This is a genomic window from Variovorax paradoxus (assembly GCF_902712855.1).
Classification (GTDB): domain Bacteria; phylum Pseudomonadota; class Gammaproteobacteria; order Burkholderiales; family Burkholderiaceae_C; genus Variovorax; species Variovorax paradoxus_Q.
In genome coordinates, this window is record NZ_LR743508.1 from 1,223,266 (window position 1) to 1,240,887 (window position 17,622).

At 67.4% G+C, this 17,622-nt stretch carries 18 protein-coding genes; 14 read left to right on the plus strand and 4 right to left on the minus strand.

What is annotated here, in order from left to right:
* Positions 1-20: 20 nt before the first annotated feature.
* The 6 genes from AACL56_RS32240 to AACL56_RS32265 all read left to right on the plus strand — a co-directional run bounded on the left by AACL56_RS32240 (position 21) and on the right by AACL56_RS32265 (position 7,300).
* Positions 21-1,430, plus strand: coding sequence for an MFS transporter (locus AACL56_RS32240; RefSeq protein WP_339094461.1), 1,410 nt, complete (start codon positions 21-23; stop codon positions 1,428-1,430).
* A 74-nt stretch (positions 1,431-1,504) separates the two neighbouring features.
* Positions 1,505-2,179: a DsbA family oxidoreductase gene (locus AACL56_RS32245; protein ID WP_339094463.1), complete on the plus strand. Its 675-nt coding sequence runs from the start codon at positions 1,505-1,507 to the stop codon at positions 2,177-2,179.
* A 129-nt stretch (positions 2,180-2,308) separates the two neighbouring features.
* A complete protein-coding gene (locus AACL56_RS32250; protein WP_339094465.1) occupies positions 2,309-2,791 on the plus strand; it encodes a hypothetical protein in 483 nt (160 codons plus the stop codon).
* Between the two features lie 123 nt (positions 2,792-2,914).
* Entirely contained in the window at positions 2,915-4,387 is a 1,473-nt protein-coding gene (locus tag AACL56_RS32255) for a DUF1800 domain-containing protein (RefSeq protein ID WP_425337104.1), read from the plus strand.
* Between the two features lie 529 nt (positions 4,388-4,916).
* Positions 4,917-6,128, plus strand: a complete 1,212-nt coding sequence (locus AACL56_RS32260) for a DUF1501 domain-containing protein (RefSeq protein WP_339094467.1) — start codon at positions 4,917-4,919, stop codon at positions 6,126-6,128.
* A gap of 311 nt (positions 6,129-6,439) precedes the next feature.
* Entirely contained in the window at positions 6,440-7,300 is an 861-nt protein-coding gene (locus AACL56_RS32265) for a cupin (RefSeq protein ID WP_339094469.1), read from the plus strand.
* Between the two features lie 39 nt (positions 7,301-7,339).
* Here the strand turns inward: AACL56_RS32265 and AACL56_RS32270 are convergent, their stop codons facing one another.
* Positions 7,340-7,720 carry a nuclear transport factor 2 family protein gene (locus tag AACL56_RS32270; protein ID WP_339094471.1) on the minus strand — a complete coding sequence of 127 codons (381 nt, stop codon included), beginning with the start codon at positions 7,718-7,720 and terminating at the stop codon, positions 7,340-7,342.
* A gap of 217 nt (positions 7,721-7,937) precedes the next feature.
* Here AACL56_RS32270 and AACL56_RS32275 point away from each other — a divergent pair, with 217 nt between their 5' ends.
* On the plus strand, positions 7,938-8,279 hold the full coding sequence (locus AACL56_RS32275) for a hypothetical protein (RefSeq protein WP_339094473.1): 342 nt from the start codon (positions 7,938-7,940) through the stop codon (positions 8,277-8,279).
* 36 nt (positions 8,280-8,315) lie between these two features.
* On the opposite strand, the gene AACL56_RS32280 is transcribed toward AACL56_RS32275, so the two are convergent.
* The 3 genes from AACL56_RS32280 to AACL56_RS32290 all read right to left on the minus strand — a co-directional run bounded on the left by AACL56_RS32280 (position 8,316) and on the right by AACL56_RS32290 (position 10,384).
* A complete protein-coding gene (locus AACL56_RS32280; RefSeq protein WP_339094475.1) occupies positions 8,316-8,528 on the minus strand; it encodes a hypothetical protein in 213 nt (70 codons plus the stop codon).
* 232 nt (positions 8,529-8,760) lie between these two features.
* A complete protein-coding gene (locus tag AACL56_RS32285; protein ID WP_339094477.1) occupies positions 8,761-10,194 on the minus strand; it encodes a Fic family protein in 1,434 nt (477 codons plus the stop codon).
* On the minus strand, positions 10,187-10,384 hold the full coding sequence (locus tag AACL56_RS32290) for a hypothetical protein (protein WP_339094479.1): 198 nt from the start codon (positions 10,382-10,384) through the stop codon (positions 10,187-10,189). The genes AACL56_RS32285 and AACL56_RS32290 overlap by 8 nt, the downstream gene beginning before the upstream one ends.
* Positions 10,385-10,630: 246 nt before the next feature.
* Between AACL56_RS32290 and AACL56_RS32295 the strand changes: the two genes are divergently transcribed.
* From AACL56_RS32295 to AACL56_RS32325, 7 genes are all read left to right on the plus strand, one after another.
* Complete coding sequence (locus AACL56_RS32295; protein ID WP_339094482.1) at positions 10,631-10,957, plus strand: hypothetical protein; 327 nt, start codon at positions 10,631-10,633, stop codon at positions 10,955-10,957.
* A gap of 104 nt (positions 10,958-11,061) precedes the next feature.
* Positions 11,062-12,186, plus strand: a complete 1,125-nt coding sequence (locus AACL56_RS32300) for a 3-deoxy-7-phosphoheptulonate synthase (RefSeq protein ID WP_339094484.1) — start codon at positions 11,062-11,064, stop codon at positions 12,184-12,186.
* Between the two features lie 158 nt (positions 12,187-12,344).
* The gene (locus tag AACL56_RS32305; RefSeq protein ID WP_339094486.1) at positions 12,345-13,577 is read left to right on the plus strand and encodes a SpoIIE family protein phosphatase; all 1,233 of its coding nucleotides are present in this window, start codon (positions 12,345-12,347) and stop codon (positions 13,575-13,577) included.
* A 28-nt stretch (positions 13,578-13,605) separates the two neighbouring features.
* Entirely contained in the window at positions 13,606-14,178 is a 573-nt protein-coding gene (locus tag AACL56_RS32310) for a SiaB family protein kinase (protein ID WP_339094488.1), read from the plus strand.
* Between the two features lie 38 nt (positions 14,179-14,216).
* Positions 14,217-14,606, plus strand: coding sequence for a DUF1987 domain-containing protein (locus tag AACL56_RS32315; RefSeq protein WP_339094490.1), 390 nt, complete (start codon positions 14,217-14,219; stop codon positions 14,604-14,606).
* A gap of 1 nt (position 14,607) precedes the next feature.
* Positions 14,608-15,372 carry a GGDEF domain-containing protein gene (locus AACL56_RS32320; RefSeq protein ID WP_339094492.1) on the plus strand — a complete coding sequence of 255 codons (765 nt, stop codon included), beginning with the start codon at positions 14,608-14,610 and terminating at the stop codon, positions 15,370-15,372.
* Positions 15,369-17,621 (plus strand): putative bifunctional diguanylate cyclase/phosphodiesterase, encoded by a 2,253-nt coding sequence (locus tag AACL56_RS32325; protein WP_339094494.1) that lies wholly within the window; start codon positions 15,369-15,371, stop codon positions 17,619-17,621. The genes AACL56_RS32320 and AACL56_RS32325 overlap by 4 nt, the downstream gene beginning before the upstream one ends.
* Position 17,622: the final 1 nt, after the last annotated feature.

A 17,622-nucleotide genomic window follows, 5' to 3' on the forward strand; every position in this document is an offset into this window, starting at 1 on the left:
CGTCAACACTGGAGACACACATGGCCAACACCACAGCCCGTGAGCCGCAAGGCAGGCACCAGTCGAAGAAGGCCGCGGCAAGCGGCTGGATCGGCTCGGCGCTGGAGTACTACGACTTCTTCATCTACGCCACCGCGGCGGCGCTGATCTTTCCGCAGATCTTCTTTCCCAAGGGCGATCCCAAGACCGCCATCATCGCGTCGCTCGCGACCTACGGCGTGGGCTATGTCGCACGCCCCATCGGCGCCTTCGTGCTCGGCCACTGGGGCGACACGCACGGCCGCAAGCAGGTGCTCGTGCTGTGCATGTTCCTGATGGGCTTCTCGACCGTGGCCGTGGGCCTGCTGCCGACCTACGACCAGGTCGGCCTGCTGGCACCCGCGCTGCTGGTGCTGCTGCGCCTGATCCAGGGCTTCGCCGTGGCCGGCGAGATCTCGGGCGCGAGCTCGATGATCCTGGAGCACGCGCCCTTCGGGCGCCGCGGCTTCTTCGCGAGCTTCACGCTGCAGGGCGTGCAGGCCGGGCAGATCCTGGCGGCCGCCGTGTTCCTGCCGCTGGCGCACTACATGCCCGAGGAAGCATTCAACTCGTGGGGCTGGCGCATTCCGTTCCTGCTGAGCTTCCTGGTCATCGTGGCCGGCTACATCATCCGCCGCGAAGTCGACGAGACCCCGGCCTTCGCCGAAGTCGACCAGAAGGGCGAGACGGCCAAGGCGCCGATCATCCAGGCCTTCACCGACAGCTGGGCCGACATGCTGCGCGTGGTCTGCATGGCGCTGATGAACGTCATTCCGGTGGTGGCCACCGTGTTCGGCGCGGCCTATGCCGTGCAGGCGGCCTACGGCATCGGCTTCCAGAAGGACGTCTATCTCTGGATTCCGGTGCTGGGCAACATCCTGGCCGTGATCGTCATCCCCTACGTGGGCAACCTGTCGGACCGCATCGGCCGCCGCCCGCCGATCATCGTGGGCGCACTCGCCTCGGGCCTGCTCTCGTTCGTGTACCTGTACGCCATCAGCATCCGCAACGTGCCGCTGGCCATCGCGATGTCGCTGCTGATGTGGGGCATCGTGTACCAGGGCTACAACGCCACCTTCCCGAGCTTCTATCCGGAGCTGTTCCGCACCCGCAACCGCGTGTCGGCCATGGCCATCTCGCAGAACGTCGGCACCACCGTCACCGCGCTGCTGCCGGCCCTGTTCGCCGCCGTGGCGCCTCCGGGCTCGACCAACGTGTGGCTCACAGTGGGTGCCATCACCTTCGCGGTGACCGTGCTTGCAGCCCTGGCGGCCATGAGTGCCCGCGAGACGTACCGCATCCACATGAAGGACCTGGGCAAGCCCGACGCGGTGCCGGTCGACAAGCAGGAATACGACCGCCTGCGCGAGCAGACCATGGCCACCGCACGCATGGCCAAGGCCACGGCCTGACGCAGCGGCCGGTGCGCGAAAGGCCGAAGACCTTTCGCGCACCAAGGGTTGCAGGCGCCGGGAAAAATGGCGCCATGACTTCCCACCTCAAGATCGACTTCGTCTCCGATGTGTCCTGCCCCTGGTGCGCCGTGGGGCTCAGCTCGCTCGAGGCGGCATTGAAGAACGTGGCGCCCGACGTCACCGCGGAACTGCATTTCCAGCCCTTCGAGCTGAACCCGCAGATGCCCGCCGAAGGCCAGGACACCTTCGAGCACCTCAACGAAAAATACGGCTCCACGCGCGAGCAGCAAGCGCAGTCGCGCGAAATGATCCGCCAGCGCGGCGCCGCTGTCGGCTTCGAGTTCAGCCCCGACGGCCGCCCCCGCGTCTACAACACCTTCAACGCCCATCGCCTGCTGCACTGGGCCGAACTCGAGAGCCCGGCCAGGCAGGCAGCGCTGAAGAAGCTGCTGCTGAAGGCCTACTTCACCGACAGCCAGAATCCTTCGGACCCCGACGTGCTGGTGCGCGCGGCCACCGAGGCGGGCCTCGACCCGGTGCGCGCGCGCGAGATTCTCGACAGCGACGCGTATGCGCAGGAAACCCGCGATCGCGAGCGCATGTACACCGATGCCGGCATCCACTCGGTGCCCGCCATCATCATCAACGACCAGCACCTGATCTCCGGCGGCCAGCCGGTCGAGGTGTTCGAGCGCGCGCTGCGGCAGATCGCCGGGGCTGCACCGCCGAGCCTGTCCGTGGCCTGACTTCGGGGGCGTCGCGGCGTCATCTTTGCGCAGCGTTACGAAGGTAAAGAGCGTCAACGCGGCGCGGGTTTCCGCGGTTGAGGAGGCATCCTTGAATTTGCTGTCACCTCAGGAGCCCCGAAGATGTTGATGAAGAAGAAAAGCCTCATGGCCGCCTCGGCCGTCGCGCTTGCCCTCGTGGCGGCGGTCTCGCTGCCCGCGCAAGCCGACGAATACGGCAAGCATCCGTTCTACCTGCACGCCTTGTCCGACCTGCGCACCGCTGCGTGGCAGGTGGAGCACCGCCGGCCCGAAGACGGGCAGGTCTCGCGCGACGAACAGGTGGTGGTCGACGAAATCCATGCCGCCATCGGCGACCTGCAGCAAGCCGCATGGCTCGACGGCAAGCCCGTGCAATGGCGCGAGCCCACCGATGCATGGCTGCCGCGCGAAGGCCGCCTGCACGTGGCGGCCGACCTGCTGCGCAAGGTGCGCTCCGACGTGGCGCGCGAAGAAGACGACCCGCGCTCGCGGCCGTTCCAGCAACGCGGCCTGGCACACGTCGACCTGGCGCTCGCCACCGCGCAGCACGCCATCGGCGATGTGCGCCACCACGACATGCGCAGGGAGTGAGGGCGGTGCCTGTCGCTGCTTCGCGCTTCTCCATGCGCCGCGCGTCGATGGCGCTTGGCGCGTGCGCGCTGGCCCTGCTCGCGGCCTGCGAAAGCACCGGGCGACCGCCGGCCCCTGGTGTCGGTGTCGCTGCCCTCGGCGCCGGTGAACGAAGCCACGCGCCTGCGCTGGCTCGACCGCGTGAGCTGGGGCGCCAACGCCAGCAGCGACGCGCAGCTCGCGCAGCGCGGGCTGTCGTTGTGGATGCGTGACCAACTCAACCCGCGCCCCGCGCCGCTGCCGGCTGCCGCGCAGGCGCAGATCGACGCCATGGCCATTTCGCGCACCCCGCTCGACCAGCTCGTGACCGCGCTCGATGCACAGCGCAAGGCCGCCGACGCGCTGCCCGACGAAGCGCAGAAGAAGGCCGCGCGCCAGGCCTACCAGCAGCAGCTCAACCTTCTCGCAAGAGAGGCGCAGCAACGCTTCGTGCTGCGCGCGCTGTATTCGCCCAACCAGCTGCAGGAGCAGATGACCTGGTTCTGGATGAACCACTTCAACGTCAACCTGCGCAAGGACAACATCCGCGCGATGGTGGGCGACTACGAGGAGAACGCCATCCGCCCGCATGCGCTCGGCAAGTTCCGCGAGCTGCTCGGTGCCACGCTGCACCATCCGGCGATGCTGCGCTATCTCGACAACGCGCAGAACGCCGCCAACCGCATCAACGAGAACTACGCGCGCGAACTGATGGAGCTGCACACCATGGGCGTGGGCAGCGGCTATTCGCAGGCCGACGTGCAGGAGCTTGCGCGCGTGCTCACCGGCGTGGGCGTGAGCTACCAGCCGCTCGATGCGCCGCCGCCCAACGTACGTCCGGCACTGCGGGCCGACTACGTGCGAAAGGGCCTGTTCGAGTTCAACCCCAACAGGCACGACTACGGCCCGAAGACGCTGCTGGGCCAGCCCATTGAAAGCCGCGGCCTGGCCGAGGCCGACGAGGCGCTCGACCGCCTTGCGCGCGCACCCGCCACCGCGCGTTTCGTCTCGCGCAAGCTCGCTGTGTACTTCGTGTCGGACGATCCGCCGCAGGCGCTGGTCGAACGCATGGCCGCGGCGTTCACACGCAGCGACGGCGACATCGCCGCCACGCTGAAGACGCTTTTCGAGTCGCCCGAGTTCGCCGCGTCGCTCGGCCGCAAGTTCCGCGACCCGGTGCACTACGTGATGGCCGGCGTGCGGCTCGCATACGACGACCGCGTGGCGCTCAACGTGAATCCCATGCTCAACTGGATCAACCGCATGGGCGAGCCGCTGTACGGGCACGAGACGCCCGATGGCTATCCGCTGAACGAGGCGGCATGGGCGAGTGCCGGGCAGATGAACACGCGCTTCGAGATCGCGCGCGCCATCGGCGCGAACGGGGCCGTGCTGTTCCGCACGGACGACAAGGCGCCGCTGGAGAAGCCCACCTTTCCGCAACTGGCCGAGTCGCATGCGGTGCGCACGATGCAGGGCGTCTTGGGCGCGGACACGCGCGAGGCGCTGGCGCAGGCGAAGAACCCGCAGGAATGGAACACCTTCCTGCTGGCTTCGCCGGAGCTGATGAGGCGGTGATGGTTTTCTGCTTTTCTCTTCGAGGGAGAGCGTGGGCGGCGCGCTTGCGAAGGGCCACGCCCTCACCCCAGCACTTTCCCGCAAGCGGGAGAGGGGGCAATGCATGAGCGAATCTATGGCTGTTTGCCTGTCTCTCAGCCATCGGAGGGAGTAGTGCACGAGCGAACGCTGGCTGCTGCCCCTTTTGCGCCAACAGGGGAGGGCGCAAGGCGCAAGCGAGGCGGGTGGCTGTTGCCCCCTCTCCCGCTTGCGGGAAAGGGCTGGGGTGAGGGCGCTACGGCGTGGTATCGAAGGTCCGGGTGAGACGAGCGCCGCTTGCCCCCATCCCAGCCTTCCCCCAAAGGGGGAAGGAGCAATGCAGGAGTGCCGCTAACGCGGCTTCGGGTTTTTCCTCCCTCCCCCTCTGGGGGAGGGCAGGGGTGGGGGCAAGCGGCGTTCGATGAAGCGCCGCGACGGTTGTGAAGGCCGTCGTGCCCCCATCCAACCTTCCCTCAGAGGGGGAAGGAGCAATGCGTAGAAAGGACACGTCATGCAACGCAGAGACCTCTTGAAACTCATGGCCGCAGCCCCCTTCGCAGGTGCTGCGGGCCGGCTCATGGCCGCGCCGGCCGCCGAAGGCGCCAAGCTGCTCGTCGTGTTCCTGCGCGGCGCCTACGACTGCAACAGCCTGCTGGTGCCCATCTCGAGCGACTTCTACTACGCCTCGCGCCCCAACATCGCGATCGCGCGTCCCGGCGCGGCCAACGGGGCACTGCCGCTCGACAGCGACTGGGGCCTGCACCCCGCGCTCGCGCAGAGCGTGATGCCGCTCTTCCAGCAGAAGCAGGCCGCGTTCATCGCCTTCGCCGGCACGGACGACCTCACGCGCAGCCACTTCGAGACGCAGGACTCCATCGAACTCGGGCAGGCGCTCGACCGGCGGCGCGACTACCGCTCGGGCTTCCTCAACCGCCTGGCGGGCGTGCTCGGCGCGGGCCCGATCACCGACGTGTCGCCGATCGCCTTCACCGACCAGCTGCCGGTCTCGATGCGCGGCGATGCCAGGACCGCCAACATGGCGCTCGCAGGCAACGCGCGCCCGGGGATCGACGCACGCCAGAGCCAGGTCATCGCGGCCATGTACCGCAACACCTCGCTCGCGCAACCCGTGGCCGAGGGCTTCCAGGTGCGCGACGAGGTCATGCGCGCCGTGCAGGCCGAGATGGACGCCGCCAGCCGCAACGCCATGAGCGCGAAGGGCTTCGAGCTGGTCGCGCGGCGCATGGCGCTCCTGATGCGCGACCGCTTCGACCTGGGCTTCGTCGACGTCGGCGGCTGGGACACGCACGTGGGGCAGGGCGCCGCCACCGGCTATCTGGCCAACCGTTTCGAGGAACTGGGCCGCGGCGTGGCCGGCTTCGCGCAGGAAATGGGCGAAGACGCATGGCGCCAGACCGTGGTGGTCGTCATCAGCGAGTTCGGCCGCACTTTCCGCGAGAACGGCAATCGCGGCACCGACCACGGGCATGGCACCGTGTACTGGGTGCTCGGCGGCGGGCTCGCGGCGCAGGCCGGCGGGCGCGTGGTGGGCGAGCAGCAGGCCCTGACGCAGGCCACGCTGTTCCAGAACCGCGACTGGCCGGTGCTCAACGAGTACCGCGCGGTGTTCGGCGGCTTGTTCCAGCGGATGTACGGCCTGTCGCCGGCGCAGCTGGGCCGTGTCTTCGACGGGGTCGCGCCGAAGGATCTGCAATTCGTCTGAGGCCGGCCTGCAAGCAGGCAACCGCGGCCGGCCGCCATGGCGCGCCAGCGATGGCCGCAGCCAGCCGCACGACCGTCATTGGCGACGCATGAAGTTTCATTTGTTGCAAAGGCGCCTCGAAACCAGGGGATTTGCGCCGTTTCCTGTTACGTCTAGCCTTCTCTCCAGTATTAAAACAACACTGGAGAGAGACCATGCTTACGCAACTGCGCTCAGCGCATCCTGACCCGTTCGCGGTCGCCCCCGCACGGCTGCCCATTCAGGCTTCACGTCCTGGATACCGTGTCTGGCCTTTGGAGCCGGACTTCAGCATGAACCGGATCAACCGGTTGAAGCACGATTTCCATGAGCACCCGTTGCTGCAGCTGTCGGCGCTGGCCGAACTGGCCAAGTACCTGTCGCCGCTGAAGCAGTGCCGTTTCGTGCGGCCGGGCATCACGCAGGCGTCGAACTTCGAGCACGATCCGAAGGACCCGCTGGGCAAGAGCATCGACGAGGTGTTCGAGCGCATCCACGAGCCGAAGTCGTGGGTGGCGCTCTACAACATCGAGACGCACCCGGTCTATGCCGCCCTGCTGCAGAAGATCATCGACACCGTGCGGCCGAACATCGAGCGCGAACAGCCGGGGGTGTTCCTGGTCACGGGCTTCATTTTCCTGTCGGCGCCGCCTTCGGTCACGCCGTTCCACATCGACCGGGAGAACAACTTCTGGCTGCAGCTGCACGGCCGCAAGACCATGAGCGTGTGGAACCGCGACGACCGCACGGTGGTCAGTGCCCCGGCCGTGGAAGATTTCATCGTCGGCCGCACGCTCGAAGGCGTGCGACTGAAGGACGAGTACCGCGCGCGCGGCCATCACTTCGACACAGCGCCGGGCGACGGCATCTACTTTCCGAGCACCTCGCCGCACATGACGCGTTCCGAGCCCGACTGGGTCACCGCCGACAACGGCGTGTCGGTGTCGCTGGGCGTCGCGTTCTACACCTCGGTCACCCGGCGCCACGCGCAGGTGTACCAGGCCAACCGCTTCCTGCGCAGGGCGCTGAAGATCTCGCCGGCCGCGCCGGGCACCTCGGCCTTGCGCGACACCCTGAAGGCGCCGCTGGGGCATCTGCTGGGCGCCACGCGCTACAAGCTGTTCCGCAAGCCGGAGCCGCCGGGCGCGTATTGAGCGAGGCGCGGCGCGAAGGGGCGAACCGGGATCAGCCCCTCAGCCCTCTCGCGCCGGCGATTCGTCTTCCCGCCGGGCGTCGACCACGAAGGCCTGCAGGTCGGCCAGCTTGCCATCGCGCAAGCGCCACACATCGCAGTACGCGCTGCGCGTGGCCTTGCCCGTTTCGTCCTTCAGCGTGATCTCGCCGACCGCGGCCAGTGAGTCGCCATCGGCGATCAGGCGGTGCACCTCGAAGCGGGGCGGCTCCTTGTAGGTGGCGGCCATCCATTCGCGAACGGCCTGCTTGCCGTCGAGCACGGTTTCGCCCACGAAGGTCCATCGCGTGTCCTCGGTGCAGAACGCCAGGAATCCTTCGTAGTCGCCCCGCGTGATGGCCTCGTTGGCCTTCTGCAGGATGGCCTTGTGGGTCTCGGACATCGGAACTCTCCCGTGATCGGCCGCGCGCACGAACTGCGCGCATGCCGGTGAAAGCCCGGTTCTATCAGCGTGGCGTTCGCCATCTGACGGCCTGTCCGCAACGACGGTGTCAGCCTTTGGCTCGTTGCCTTCCGGGGCGCCCCGAAGCGGGTGCTAACCCTGATCCCGCCGGCGCGGCCTTCAGATTCCGGCATCGGCTGCCGATACATCGACTGTCATGCCCGATTCCCATCCTCACCGCCCGTCTCCGCTCTTGGCCATCCTGCCAAGGCAGAACATCATCCAGGACGATGGTGTGCACGTGCTCGTGTCGACGAAGGAGGTCGAAGGCGCGCGCAGCGACGGCATGCTGCTGCGGCGGTGCGATTTCTCCCTGTCCGCGCCGTTCGGCTATGTCTGCCTCGGCCACTTCAGGCAGTTCTCCGAGAACTGCTGGCAGGCTTCGCTCGGCAGCCTGGTGGTGGTCGCGGAAGGATGCGTGCGCCCCGACCGGCTCTATCCCACGGAGCTCGATGCGCTTGTCAGCCTCTGGTCGAGCAGGCGGCAGTTGAGCGTGTAAACGTGTAAGCGCGTGAGGCGTGCAAGGTCGGTGTGGCTAGTTGGCGCCGCCGGCGTCGAGTGCTGGCGGCCGGGTCAGGTCTGCGTCGATGCCCATGACCTCGCTGGCGCGTTCCACGGCTTGCCAGAGTGCAGAGGGCATCTGCAGGATTTCTTCGGGTGAGTTGGCGCGCGCGATCCAGGCGCCGATCTGATGGTGCTGGTCGGGCGTGAGCAGGTCGAGATTCAGCATCTCGTCGATGGTTTTCATTGGCTTCTTTGTTTCTTCGATGGGTGGGCTCTGGCGTGCATGTGCTGCTTCTGATGCCCGGATCAAGGGTTATGGCGAAAAGGTCAGCCTTCCAGTGTCTGTCGACGGACCGCCGGTCGCGGAAAGAATCAACAGCCTGTCTTGACCATGTTTCGAATGCCACAGCCATCGATCTTTTTACGCAGCTCTGTCGTTGCGCCCAACGCCGGTCCACGGGGCTGGCGGCATGGGCTTATTCCTGGGGCAAGTGCGCATGCAAGCATGTTTGCCCGGCGGCGGTGATGCGATAACGCTGCAGGCGGCTCCTGGGCCTGTCGGGGATGGTCATGGCAACCAGGCCCCGCGCCATGGCGGCTTGCAGGTACCGCTCGCGAAAGTGCTTTTCGTCCTTCAGCCCGAGAGCAGCCATGATCTCGGTGCGGCTCTTCTCGCCGTTCAGCACCTGCAACAGGCGCAAGACTTCGGGGGTGACTTCGGGGGTGACTTCGGGGGTGACTTCGGGGGTGACCGATGCGCTCACCGTCCGCCAAACGATGGCCCGGAACTGGTTGGCATCGCGCTCGTCCACGAGATCGATCCTCGGCCAGGCTCCCAGAGCTCGTGGCACCCCCGTGCCCAGCCCCCGGTACGGCAGGATGTGCGCCGCATGCTCGGCCAGCACCCTGTTGCGGCGGTTGGAGACACCAGTGCGAATCTGCTCTGGAGTCAGGCTGTCCGGCAGATGTCCTGGGCTGATGATCTCCACGCGATCGGTGAATACGAACAACCGAATCGTGGCGCTCACAAGGAAATCACGGTGCACCAGCGCATTGACCAGCAATTCCACCAAAGCCTCTTCCGGTATCTCCAACTGCCCCAGCGTATTGAAGCCCCTGCCAGCCTGAACATGGTGCAGGCTGCGCTTGAGGAATGCCATGCCGCGCTGGAACTGCTCCTCCAGCGTGCCGTCGATGTTCTCGCTGTCGAGGTAGCGCGTGTCGCCCAGGTAAGTGCCCGGAAACCACACGGCGCCGATCTGGCAGACCTGCAGCAGCCTTTGCGGGTGCTTGCCAAAGAGCAACAGCCCCGCCAAGTTGGGCACTCCGTCCTGCGCCAGTTGCAGGTTTTCCATCAGCTGCGCCAGCGACAACCCGGCCTGTCCTTGGCTCTCGCCATAACGGCGCTCGAAATAACGGGCGAAGGCGCGATCGTCGATGTCGCTGATCGAGCCATGGCGCACAGGTACCTGGTCGACCTGCAGCAAGCCCGCGCGCTGGAACATGCGTTGCATTTCCTCGCGCGCCGTCACATGGCGCTTGTCGGCACCGCTTTTGACCCATACCCGGCCTTGAAGGTCCATGTAGGGCTTGTTCAGGCCGTCGGGTACCTGCACCACCATGACCAGACCTTGTGCGGTCTGCACGTTGTGGCTGATGGGGCTCAATGGCGGGCGGATGTGCTGGCTGGCGGTATTGCTGATCAACTGGTTGAGCCGCCGCACGGCAAGGGCATCCAATCCTGTGACGCTTGCGTTGTCGGCCACGCCGATGAACAGACTTCCGCCACCACTGTTGGCCAGTGCCGCCAGTTCGGCCGCCAGACTGTCGGCGTTGGTGGCATCGCGTTTGAATTGGTGGCGGCTGTCTTCGCCGCGTGCCAGCAGTTGCAGGAGCTCGGCTTCAGTCATCCGATAGGTTGTAGGTGAAAGGGCGCGACTGATCGGCCGGATCGTTGGCTTGTTTGAAGCATCTATTGTCTTCAATGTCCTGGTTGCGGTGCAACCTCGATGCCGGTGCCAGTGGCGGCGCCGGTACGGCCTTCACAAGCATCTCGCGCCCGCCCCTCGACTTGACGGGCTTTTTGTAGAACGCGTACATTGCCCCTGCCTCGTGATGAGCGGGGCCGGGTTGGGAAGCCCGCTGACATCCTGCGACGAAAGCCGCAGTCACCGCACATGGTCTGCGGCTTTTTCGTTCGCGCTCCTTTTTTAGGCGGCTCGAGCGGGAGGGCTCGCGCCCTGCCGGTTTCCGCAAGGATGTCCCGGTCTTCCTACCCGTTCGAGCTGCCGCCCTCGTTGGGAAGCGAGTGCGTCGGTTGTTGCAAATCGACATCCTTGGAGGCCCATGGCCCACGCTTCTTCTTCGACCGCGCCTCGTCGCCCGGCACCCCAGTTCAGACCCTTCGAATGGATCGAGGGCGACGGGCTCGATGCTTCCCTGCGAAGCCAGGCTGAGTTTCTCAACGACGCACGCGACGTGGTGCAGGGCGTGCAGACGCTCTCGCAGCTCCTCGCGTGGGACGAAGACCGGCAAGAAGCCGCGTTGTCCGATGCAGACCCCGCGCCGCTCTTCGATGCGGCCCAGCGCAGCGCGCTGCAGCGGCTGGTGTGCGCCGCGCTCGGGCTGCTGCACGCCCGCATCGAAAGCCGGTGCGAGGCTCTGACGGGCTAGCGGCAAGCCCGCCGCGGGGCGCTTGCGCCCCGTTCTTCGAGACGACAATCGGCGCGAGACGCTCCGTTCACCATCACGACCAGACCCAGACCAGGCCCACGACCATGCCCCGCCTCGACGACCCCCTTCACGACGCCGAAATCGGCTCCCGCGACAGCACGCTGGACACCACGCGCATCGACGACGTGCGCATCGGCGCCGTTCGCCCCCTCATGACGCCCGCGCTGCTGCAGGAGCGCGTGCCGGTGCGCGACAACACGCTGGCGCTGGTGGAGCGCAGCCGCGCTGAAATCGCGGACGTGCTGCACGGGCGCGACGACCGTCTGGTGGTGGTGGTGGGACCATGCTCCATCCATGACCACGACCAGGCCATCGAATACGCACAGCGCCTGAAGAAGGTGGCCGATTCGCTGCAGGACGACCTGCTGATCGTGATGCGTGCCTATTTCGAGAAGCCGCGCACCACCGTGGGCTGGAAGGGCTACATTAACGACCCGCACCTCGATGGCAGTTTCGCCATCAACGAAGGCCTGGAACGCGCGCGGCGCCTGCTGCTGGAGCTGACCACGCTGGGCCTGCCGACGGGCACGGAGTTCCTCGACCTGCTGAGCCCGCAGTTCATCGCCGACCTGATCGCCTGGGGCGCGATCGGCGCGCGCACCACCGAGAGCCAGAGCCATCGGCAGCTGGCGTCGGGCCTGAGCTGCCCGGTCGGGTTCAAGAACGGCACGGACGGCAGCGTGAAGGTGGCGGCCGACGCCATTCTTGCGGCCCGCGCGCCGCATGCCTTCATGGGCATGACCAAGATGGGCATGGCGGCGATCTTCGAGACCCGCGGCAACGACGACTGCCACGTGATCCTGCGCGGCGGCAAGGCGCCCAACTATTCGGCCGCGGACGTCGAGGCCAGCTGCCAGGCGCTGCTGGCGAACGGCCTGCGGCCGCAGGTGATGATCGATGTGTCGCACGGCAACAGCAGCAAGCAGCACCAGCGGCAGATCGTGGTGGCCGAGGACGTGGCGGCGCAGATCGCGGCCGGCGATCGCCGCATCACCGGGATCATGATCGAGAGCCACCTCGAGGAAGGGCGCCAGGACCTGAAGCCCGGCGTTGCGCTGAAGCACGGCGTGTCGATCACCGATGCCTGCATCGGCTTCGGGCAGACGGTGCCGGTGCTCGAAGGGCTGGCCTCGGCGGTGAAGGCGCGCCGCCGGCTGTCCAAGGGCTGAATTTCAGGAAAGTACGTGGGCCGGCGGACCTGGGGCGGTCCGCTCGGCGGCGCTCGCCCGGATTGGGCGGCAATGTGGTTTCGTCACCGCTTTGTCACAGATACGAAACGCAAAAAACATAACATAAGTTCACATTTATTCACCCAGATGCCGCCTCCATGCCCGAAACCTCCGAATATTTGAGCGATTTCAGGCCTCGTTTTCGCCAACCCTGCGCCGGGGACCTCTGCACGACGGTGCCCTGCATGACGGTCGAGGAGACGAATGAGAAGGTGATGGAGGTCTTCAACCGGCACCGTGAGCTGGTGACGCTTCCGGTGGTGGAGGGCAACAGGCCGATCGGGCTGATCAACCGGAACATCTTCATGTCGCAGATGAGCAAGCCCTTCCGGGTGGAGCTTTACGGCAAGAAGAGCTGCATCGCCTTCATGGACAAGGACCCGCTGGTGGTCGATGCGGCGCTGGACCTGGAGGCGCTCACCTTCAGGACCGTGGAGTACGGCGAGAAAGCACTGTCCGACGGCTTCATCATCACGCGCGATGGCGAGTTCGCGGGGGTCGGCAACGGGCTGCAGCTCATGCGCGTGGTGGCCGACCTGCAGGTGTCGCGCAACCGGGAGATCATGCACAGCATCGAGTACGCCAGCGTGATCCAGCAGTCGACCTTGCGCAGCTCGCTCGACGCACTGGCGCGTGCCTGTCCCGAAGGGCACCTGGTGTGGGAGCCGCGCGACGTGGTGGGCGGCGACTTCTACCAGTTCAGCACGGCGCCCGAGGGCTGGTTCGCCACGGTGGCCGATTGCACCGGGCACGGCGTTCCCGGTGCGTTCATGACGCTGATCGCTTCCACCAGCCTGAACCAGGCCATCGAGCAGCACGGCGCGCGCGATCCGGCGCGGCTGCTGGGCAGCGTCAACCGCAGCATCAAGCAGATGCTGGGCCAGATGGGCGAGCAAGACGGCACACCCGGTTCGGACGACGGCATGGATGCGGCCTGCTTCTGGTTCGAACCCGCGCAGGGCCGGCTGGTGTTCGCCGGCGCGCGCCTGTCGCTGTTCGTGCTGCGTCCCGGCGCGGAGGCCGTGGAGCTGATCGAGGGGCAGCGCAAGGGCGTGGGCTACATGGACAGCGAGTTCGACTTCAGCTGGACCAACCAGGAACTGGCACTGCCCGCGGGCAGCCTCGTCTTCGTGAGCACCGACGGGCTGATCGACCAGGTCGGCGGTCCGCGCGCGATCGCGCTGGGCAAGCGGCGCGTGCGCGAACTGCTGCTCGCGCACCGCGAAGAGACGCCGGCGCAGGTGAACCGGGCGGTGCTCGATGCCCTGCAGGCATGGCAGGGAGAGCACCACCGGCGCGACGACCTGACCTTCTTCTGCTTCCGCACCTGACATCCGATACCTGACACGGGAATCCCCCATGCCTTTCCCCCAGATCGCCGACAAGTACGGTTCCTTCTTCAACCTGGCGCGCCAGCACCAGGTCATCTTCTATTACGTGGGCTATTTCTCGCAGCACATCGTGGCGGCCATGTCCGACGCCGTGAAGCTGCAGCTCGAAGTGGCCGGCGTGGCCGGCCCGACGCGGCGCAGGCTGTTCTCGTCGTTCGTCGAGATGGCGCAGAACATCATTCATTACTCGGCCGACTCCCTGACCGCCTCGAGCCTGGACAGCGGCGAGCTGCGCCACGGATCGGTGTGCATCCGCCGCGAGAGCGACGGCGGCTTCCTGCTGCTGTGCGCCAACCCGGTCGAGCCCGAGATCGCCGATGCGCTGCGCGTGAAGCTGGAAGCGCTGCGCAGCATGACGCTCGAAGAGATCAAGCAGGCCTACCGGCAGACGCTGCGCGAAGAAACGCCAGAAGGCAGCAAGGGCGCGGGCATGGGGCTTCTCACGGTCGCCCGCGACGCCAGGGAACCGCTGGAGTTCGACTTCGACGCTGCCGACAGCGCCGGCGGTGCCCCGGTGTTCTACCTGAAGGCTGCCATCTAACCAACCCGCGCAAGCCAGGCCACGAATCGAGATCACAGATGGAAAACCTCTACATCGCCGCGACGCCCAGCTCCCCCCAGGTGGACTTCAGGTTCGACACCCGCACGCTCAGCCTGCGGGGCGAGTCCTATCCCGAGAACGCCGCCGCCTTCTACGGCGAGGTGATCTCGCGCCTGAAGGCGTACCTGGCCGAGCAGAGCGGCAGCCATATCGAGGTCAATATCGCATTGGCCTACTTCAACAGCTCCAGCACCAAGATGCTGTTCAACCTGATCGCCGCGCTCAACGACGCGGTGGAGGCGGGCAACAAGGTGGCCCTGAACTGGTATCACGACGAGGACGACGACACGATCCTCGAATTCGGCCAGGAGCTCAGCGAGGACTTCCCCGCGATCGACTTCGCCAGCCATCCAGTGAAGCCGGCCTGAAATGGACACCGCCGCATCGCCCGATCTGTTCGAGGCCGAGAGCCGGGCGCTGCAAGCCGCCCGCACCGCCTACGACACCTGCGCCACCAGTGCCACCAGTGCCACGAACGAGCCCGCACCCTGCCGCCAGGCGCTGGGCGACCTGCTCGGCGCGTACGAGCGGCTGCTGCGCGAGACACGCCGGCTGGTGCGGCGCAGCGACCGGGCCGAGCTCGAGATGAACCAGCTGAACCTGCGCCTGCAGGACCTGGCGGCCGAACTCGAGTACCGCGCCACGCACGATCCGCTGACGGGCGTGCTCAACCGGGCGGCCATCATCGAACTGGTGAACCGCCACTTCGTTCGCAACGACCTTGCGCTGATCGTGCTGGACATCGACCACTTCAAGCGCATCAACGACAGCTTCGGCCACCCGACGGGCGACCGCGTCATCCAGGGCGTGGTGACCTGCCTGAAGGACGAGGTGCCGGCCGCGGCGCAGATCGGGCGCGTCGGCGGCGAGGAATTCACCGTCGTGCTGCCGGGGCAGGGCGGCGACGCCTGCAGGCAGGTCGCGCATGCCCTGCGGCATGCCATCGAGGCCTACGCGTTCGAGCTGCCCGACGGCAGCAGCGTCACCGCCAGCTTCGGCGTGAGCTGGATGCCCTGCGGCAGCAGCTTCGACGACGCCTACGGCCTGGCCGACGAAGCCCTCTATGTAGCCAAGCGCGGCGGACGCAACCAGGTGGCGCTCGCGTCGGGGCCTGTGCACGCGCAGTCCGCATGAAGCGGGAGAACGAGCTGGACTGGCTGGCCTGCGAGCCCGGCCCGTCCGCCGCGCCCGACTGGCGCGTGCTGGTGGTCGACCGGGACGCCGGCGTGCATGCCGCGGCGCGTGCCGCGCTGCAGGGCCTCACGCTGTTCGACCGGCCGCTGGTGTTCGTGCATGCGTACTCGGGCGAGGAGGCGCGTGCGATCGTGCTGCGCGAGCGCGAGCTCGCCATGGTCATCCTCGACGTGGTGACGGAAAGCGCGAGCGCCGGGCTCGACCTGGTCGACTTCATCCGCCACACGGCCGGCCTGCGCAACACGCGCATCGTGCTGCGCACGGGCGGCCCCGGCCACGTGCCGGCGCTGGACACGCTGCTGCGCTACGACATCAACGACTACCGGACCAAGGCCGAGCTCACGCAGGACCGCCTGCTGGCCATGGTGGTCACGGCGGTGCGCTCGTACAAGCAGCTGTGCGCCATCGAGGCCAACAGCCGCGGGCTGGAGCTCATCGTGCGCTCCAGCGCCTCGCTGCTGGAGGAGACCGATCTGCGCGCCTTCGCCAGCGGCGTCATCACGCAGCTCACCGCGCTGCTGGGCGCGGCGGGCGACGGGCTGGTCTGCGCGCAGGGCCTGCAGCCGGCTCACGGGCACCTCGGCGATCGCGCCGGCCGCGCGAACCACGGCCACCGCGTGCTGGCGGCGGCCGGCCGCTTCGCCCGCCTCATCGACCTGCCGCTGGACGCGGTGCCCGAGGCGCCGGTGCAGCAGCTGCTGCGCCGCGCGCTGGTGGCAGGCGGCAACGTCTACGGCGAGGACGGCGGCCTGGCCCTGCACATCGGCCGCAAGGACGAGCAGGACATGGCGGTCTTCATCGACACCGCCGGACTGCACAGCGACCTCGACCGGCAACTGCTGGACGTGTTCAGCGTCAACCTCGGCACGCTGCTGCACCGCCGGGGCCTGCTGGAGCGGCTGCACGAATCCGCGTACCACGACCCGCTGGTGAGCCTGCCCAACCGCACGCACTTCGTCGAGAAGGTCGACGACTGCGCGCGCGAAGGCATGCGCGACCACATCCTGGCGCTGGTCGACATCGACGACTTCAGCGCCACCAACGACGTGATGGGCCACCGCTTCGGCGACCGCCTGCTGCAGACCGTGGCCCGCCGCCTGACCAGCGCATTGCCGGCCGACGTGCTGCTGGCCCGCCTGGGCGCCGACACCTTCGGCGTGCTCGGGCCGATCGGGCAGGTGTCGCCGCAGCAGATGCTGGAATGCGTGCGCCAGCCGCTGGACGTCGACGGCGTGCCGCACAAGGTCTCGCTGACCTGCGGCTACGTGCTGCTTCCCGAAGACCCGCAGGCCGGCATCGACCTCGTCAAGGACGCCACGCTGGCCCTGAAGCGCGCCAAGCGCGACCACCGGGGCCAGCACCTGCAGTACTCGGCCCACATGGGCGCCGAGGCGCGAGCGCGCGCCATCCTGCTGTCCGACTTGCGCGCCGCCATCGACAACGCGCAGTTGTTCCTGGTCTACCAGCCGCAGCTCAACCTGGGCACCCGCGCGCTGGTGGGGCTCGAGGCGCTGCTGCGCTGGCGCGCCGAAGACGGCAGCCTGGTGCCGCCGGACCGGTTCATTCCGGTGGCCGAGCATTCGGGCCTGATCGTGGCGCTGGGGCAATGGGTGCTGTCCACGGCCTGCCGGACCATGCGCGAGCTGCTCGACGCGGACCGCGCACCGCTGCGCATGGCCGTCAACGTCTCGACCGTTCAGCTGCAGGACCCGGGATTCTTCGAGACCGTGCGCGCGGCGCTGTCGCACAGCCGGCTGCAGGGCCATCACCTGGAGCTGGAGATCACCGAGTCGGTGGCCGCGTTGCCCACGCAGCTGCTGGAATCGACGCTGGCGGCGTTGCGTGCGGAAGGCATCTCGATCGCCATCGACGACTTCGGCACCGGCTACTCGTCGCTGAGCTACCTGGAGCGGCTGCCGCTGGACCGCATCAAGATCGACGGCACCTTCGTGCGCCAGCTCGGCGAGACGCAGGGCGCGCGCATCGCCGAGATGATCGCGCAGCTGGGCCGCAAGCTCGGCCTGCACGTGCTGGCCGAGGGCATCGAGGACGCCGCGGCCTGGCAGGCGCTGCAGGCCATGGACTGCGACGAAGGGCAGGGCTACTACATCGCCAGGCCGATGGACAAGGGCAGCCTGCTGCGCTGGCTGCATGAGCGGGCGGAACGCGCCGGAGGCGCCACGGCCTGAT

Excerpts from the sequence above, each read along its gene's own strand:
- AACL56_RS32240 (WP_339094461.1), top strand. The coding sequence starts at position 21 with ATGGCCAACACCACAGCCCGTGAGCCGCAAGGCAGGCACCAGTCGAAG.
- AACL56_RS32245 (WP_339094463.1), top strand. The coding sequence starts at position 1,505 with ATGACTTCCCACCTCAAGATCGACTTCGTCTCCGATGTGTCCTGCCCC.
- AACL56_RS32250 (WP_339094465.1), top strand. The coding sequence starts at position 2,309 with ATGAAGAAGAAAAGCCTCATGGCCGCCTCGGCCGTCGCGCTTGCCCTC.
- AACL56_RS32260 (WP_339094467.1), top strand. The coding sequence starts at position 4,917 with ATGCAACGCAGAGACCTCTTGAAACTCATGGCCGCAGCCCCCTTCGCA.
- AACL56_RS32265 (WP_339094469.1), top strand. The coding sequence starts at position 6,440 with ATGAACCGGATCAACCGGTTGAAGCACGATTTCCATGAGCACCCGTTG.
- AACL56_RS32270 (WP_339094471.1), bottom strand. The coding sequence starts at position 7,720 with ATGTCCGAGACCCACAAGGCCATCCTGCAGAAGGCCAACGAGGCCATC.
- AACL56_RS32275 (WP_339094473.1), top strand. The coding sequence starts at position 7,938 with ATGCCCGATTCCCATCCTCACCGCCCGTCTCCGCTCTTGGCCATCCTG.
- AACL56_RS32280 (WP_339094475.1), bottom strand. The coding sequence starts at position 8,528 with ATGAAAACCATCGACGAGATGCTGAATCTCGACCTGCTCACGCCCGAC.
- AACL56_RS32285 (WP_339094477.1), bottom strand. The coding sequence starts at position 10,194 with ATGACTGAAGCCGAGCTCCTGCAACTGCTGGCACGCGGCGAAGACAGC.
- AACL56_RS32290 (WP_339094479.1), bottom strand. The coding sequence starts at position 10,384 with ATGTACGCGTTCTACAAAAAGCCCGTCAAGTCGAGGGGCGGGCGCGAG.
- AACL56_RS32295 (WP_339094482.1), top strand. The coding sequence starts at position 10,631 with ATGGCCCACGCTTCTTCTTCGACCGCGCCTCGTCGCCCGGCACCCCAG.
- AACL56_RS32300 (WP_339094484.1), top strand. The coding sequence starts at position 11,062 with ATGCCCCGCCTCGACGACCCCCTTCACGACGCCGAAATCGGCTCCCGC.
- AACL56_RS32305 (WP_339094486.1), top strand. The coding sequence starts at position 12,345 with ATGCCCGAAACCTCCGAATATTTGAGCGATTTCAGGCCTCGTTTTCGC.
- AACL56_RS32310 (WP_339094488.1), top strand. The coding sequence starts at position 13,606 with ATGCCTTTCCCCCAGATCGCCGACAAGTACGGTTCCTTCTTCAACCTG.
- AACL56_RS32315 (WP_339094490.1), top strand. The coding sequence starts at position 14,217 with ATGGAAAACCTCTACATCGCCGCGACGCCCAGCTCCCCCCAGGTGGAC.
- AACL56_RS32320 (WP_339094492.1), top strand. The coding sequence starts at position 14,608 with ATGGACACCGCCGCATCGCCCGATCTGTTCGAGGCCGAGAGCCGGGCG.
- AACL56_RS32325 (WP_339094494.1), top strand. The coding sequence starts at position 15,369 with ATGAAGCGGGAGAACGAGCTGGACTGGCTGGCCTGCGAGCCCGGCCCG.